Source organism: Helicobacter pylori, assembly GCF_003637665.1.
GTDB classification, from domain to species: domain Bacteria; phylum Campylobacterota; class Campylobacteria; order Campylobacterales; family Helicobacteraceae; genus Helicobacter; species Helicobacter pylori_CK.
In genome coordinates, this window is the sequence record NZ_MVWR01000020.1 from 1 (window position 1) to 4,235 (window position 4,235).

A 4,235-nucleotide genomic window follows, 5' to 3' on the forward strand; every position below is an offset into this window, starting at 1 on the left:
TATGTTGTGAAAACGCAAATCAATAAAGCAAGCATGATTTCTAGAGATCCTATTGAATGGGCAAAGTATTTAAGCTTTGAAAAACGAATATATAAGGATAATAGTAAAGAAGATGTCAATTTCTTTGCCAATGGTGGGATAAAAGAAAGTTCTCGTGTTTATGAAGCGAATGAGGAAGGGTTTGAAAAGTGTGTAACTAAAAGATACGATCTGATTGATACCATCAGAAATAGAAAATTTCATTCAAGAGAAACTGAAATTCTAACCTACACAAACAGCTTAGAAGAATTGAAAGAACAAGGTTTAGAAATCCAATTGACCCACCATAATGAAACGCATCAAAAAACCTTAGAAAATGGCAATGAAATCGCTAAAGAATACGACTATCTTAAAGATATTTACCAAGAAGTAGAAAGAACAAAAGATGGTGAATTGGTAAGAGAAATAATCCCCAGTATTTCTAGCGCTGAGTGTTTTAAGCTCTATAACAAACTGCCTTTTGAATCAATAAACAATGAAAACACCAAATTGAACACTAACGCCAATGAAGAAGTTAAAAAACTAGAATTTGAATTAGCTAAAGAAGTGCATGCTTTAATCCTAGAGCAACAATTGCTTTCAGCAACAGATTATTATTCTTGGATAGATAAAGATGATTATGCGAGTTTTGCTTGGAAAATACATAGGCTTATCAATGAAAATAGACTCAAAGAAAATCATCTCAGTGCAGATAACGCTAATAAGATTAAGCAATTTTTCTTTAATAATGGTTTTATTTTAGGTTGGACTAAAGAAGAACAAAGCGCTATACAAGAAAACAGAGATTATTCTTTAAGAAGCGCTCTTTTAAGTTTAGAAGAAATCGCTCAAGCAAAAATTGAATTGCAAAAATACTATGAAAGCGTTTATCTTAATGGTGATGGGAATCAAAGAGAAATCAAACCTTTTAAAGAAATCTTGAGAGACATCAACAATTTTGAAAAAGCTTATAAGGAGCGTTATAACGAATTGGTAAGTTTGAATGAAGCAATCATTCAAGCTAAAGAGAGCAGTAATGAGCGACAAAATTCTAACGCAAATAACAATAACACTATTAACAATACAATAAAGCATAATACTTCTATTGGTAACAATATTGTTCAAAATAATGATAATAATCATCTAAATTTAAGCATGGTTGATTTAGAATTAGAGCAACAAAATTTAGGAGAACCAAATGGAAAAGAAAGAACAAATCGTGCAGATGAGCCGAGCAGAGCTAGAGCAGGAATTCCGCAAGAAATTCACCGCAGAAGCGAACATGGAGGACAGCAAGAGGGAGTGGAGCGATCGAGTGATGAAGAATTTTCACACCAAGACCCTAGTTTATTTATTGAGCCTAGAGAGCAGGGAGAAACAAGAGGAATTTATAGATCTAGCGACCAACAGGCAGTTTCAGAAAAACCCCATAGAGAGCGAGATAGATTACATGAACATGTATCTAGAGGAGATGGAGTATCAGCAAGAACAGATAGCAATGGGGCATCAAGTCAAGCAAGCCGAATGGAAAATGGAGCAAGAAGCGAAGAAAAGAGGGATAATCCCAGCGATGAGAGAGGAGTATCACAGCCACCGCAATCCCAAGCTCATCAACAAAATAGCTCCAGAGATTTGGGGCTTTCTCTCTCTAGAGAACAGCCAGGACAGACTGGACGCTTACGCCTTTTTGATCATGGACAGATGGGTTCATTATTTCCCACAGACCATGAAAACCAAAGATCAAAGAACGATAATAAGCTTGATAAAAGCAGTGATAGAGCAAACGAAAATGGAGACAGAAGCCCTAGACAGAATGGAAGCGCAAATCAAGAGGGCGCAAGGGGTGAGCGATATGGAATTGCTCAAGGAAGCTCAAATCAATCAGTATCACCACCTACTCAAAGCCAATTACATCATGCAGGACTCAGCGCATCAAATGGACTTGGAAACCTTGAAAAAAACAGGGATCAAGAGAGAGGACTTTTATCAAATTTAGACAATTTAAAAGGCTTGCTTAACGCTATTCAAAACAACACCATAGCAAATGAGCCTAACTTTAGATCTAGGCTCTTAGAAGCCATTCAAAACAACGAGCCTTTAAAAGATAGTATTGTAGGGACACAACTCCTTAAAGACCCTACGACTAAAGTCTTTTATGACAAATTCCAATTAAAAATCAGCTCCACAAAAATCTTAGAGATTTTAGAAAATCGCATTCAAAAATCCATTGAAACAACGAATGAAACCTTAAACGCATTCAATGCACTGGATAGTCAAGCCATTGATAAAAACGCTATCTATAATAGCGTAGGATTAAATCCCACGCAAGAGAGTGAAATAACAGATAATAGCGTAGAGTTTAATAACGCTCAAGAGCAAGACACACAAGAAAACGCACAAACCACGCTAAAACAAGAAACGCAAGAGCAAGAAACACCAACCACGCCATCCATCGCCCTTAATCCTAAAATAGATTTTAAACCGAGCGAAGAAGTTTTAATTAAGGGAGCTAAAAACCGCTATAAGGCTAACATTAAAGCCATTGAACTCTTAAAAGAATTGCAAGCCAAACAAGAGATCTTAAAAGGCGATTATCACGCCACTCAAGAAGAGCAAGAAATCCTAGCGCAATTTAGCGGATGGGGGGGGTTAGAAAGCTACTTTAAAAAGGATCAACACCCTGAAGAATTTAAAGAATTAAACGCCTTACTCACTAAAGATGAATTTAGAAGAGCTTATTCAAGCACAAGAGACGCTTATTACACCCCTAAATTAGTTATTGATAGCATTTATCAGGCTTTAGATCAATTAGGGTTTAATAACGATAACCATCAAAAAGAAATCTTTGAACCCAGTTTAGGCACAGGTAAATTCATCGCTCATGCACCAAGCGATAAGAATTACCGCTTTATCGGCACAGAATTAGATCCTATTAGCGCTAATATTTCTCAATTCCTTTACCCTAATCAAACCATAAACCACGCCGCCTTACAAAACCACCCATTCTATCAAGAATACGATGCGTTTGTGGGCAATCCTCCTTATGGCAATCATAAAATCTATAGCTTTTATGACAAGGAATTGAGTAACGAGAGCGTTCATAATTACTTTTTAGGTAAAGCTATCAAAGAATTAAAAGATGATGGCATAGGGGCGTTTGTGGTGAGTTCTTGGTTTATGGATGGTAAAAACCCTAAAACGAGGGAATACATCGTGCAAAACGCCACTTTTTTAGGAGCGATAAGATTGCCTAATAGCGTGTTTAAAGGCACAGGAGCAGAAGTTACGAGCGACATTGTGTTTTTTAAAAAAGGCGTTGAAAAAGCAATCAATCAAAGCTTCACTAAAGCTATGCTCTATTATGACAAGATCATTGATAGCTTGGATGATGAAACCCTTTTTGCCTTGCAAAACAACCGCTTTGATAGTTTTATCCCTAGCGATCAACTTAAGATTGTCAATGCGATTGCAAGCCATTTTGGTTTCAAACAAGAAAAATTGCAACGTTGGTATGAAAAAATAGACACCACTAACTTTGGCTACAGCGAACAAGACTATAAGATCATCAAAGACTTCATTGATAAAGTTGGCGAGAATAATATCAATCTCAACGAGCAAACCTTGAATGAATACTTTATTAACCACCCTGAAAACATTCTAGGGCATTTGAGTTTGGAAAAAACCCGCTATAGCTTTGAAATAAATGGCGAACAAATTTATAAATACGAATTGCAAGCCTTAGAGGATAAAAGCTTAGATTTATCCCAAGCTCTTAGCCAAGCGATAGAAAAATTGCCTAAAGATGTCTATCAATACCATAAGACTACCCTTAAAACAGACGCTCTCATCATTGATGCAAATAACGAACGCTATCAAGAAGTTCAAAAGCTTATCAAAAATTTAGAAAGGGGGGAATTAGTCAAGTGGGATAATCTTTATTACCAGCTAGAACAAAATAATGAAATGGGCATCTTTTTAAAACCCACTAAAATCAACTCTAAAGTCCAAGATTCACGACTAAAAGCCTATTTTAAAATTAAAGACGCTTTGAATGATTTAACGAGTGCGGAATTAAACCCCTTAAGCTCTGATTTAGAGCTAGAAAACAAGAGGGCTAAACTCAATCTTGTTTATGATGGATTTGTCAAGAAATTTGGCTATCTCAATGAAAACAAAAACCGCAAGGACATCAAACAAGATTTGTATGGCGCTAAAGT

1 protein-coding gene is annotated in these 4,235 nt (G+C 36.2%); it reads left to right on the plus strand.

From position 1 onward, the window contains the following. The coding region (locus EAL49_RS08155) for an Eco57I restriction-modification methylase domain-containing protein (protein ID WP_205586102.1) at window positions 1–4,235 on the plus strand (4,235 nt) is incomplete at both ends.